Raw genomic sequence first — 355 nt, forward strand, 5'->3', positions numbered from 1 at the left:
AGCACCTGGTATTCCCAGGCGGTCTCCCATCCAAGTACTAACCAGGCCCGACCCTGCTTAGCTTCCGAGATCGGACGAGATCGGGCGTGTTCAGGGTGGTATGGCCGTAAACCATTAAAGCAGCCACAAGTACGCTACTTATACATGCCCACGGTCAGCGTAGCGACCGTTTGTGGACATTTACATCCGTAGAGACATCCCGGCCCTTCCACCGCTGTCTGTGGCACTCATTTCACAGGCCTCATGATCAGCTACAGACTGGAGTTAAGCGTCGGAGGCAAAAAAGTGTCAAAAGCTGCTGCGTTTCTGAGCGCTGCATGTCCACTGAAGCAGCAGCAGCAGCAGCAGCAGCAGC

General features: G+C 55.2%; 1 rRNA gene. It reads right to left on the reverse strand.

What is annotated here, in order from left to right:
• A 5S ribosomal RNA gene (gene rrf, locus EDI28_RS28305) occupies positions 1-112 on the reverse strand; the annotation flags it as partial.
• Positions 113-355 lie beyond the last annotated feature (243 nt).

It is taken from the genome of Photobacterium chitinilyticum, from assembly GCF_004104355.1.
GTDB classification, from domain to species: domain Bacteria; phylum Pseudomonadota; class Gammaproteobacteria; order Enterobacterales; family Vibrionaceae; genus Photobacterium; species Photobacterium chitinilyticum.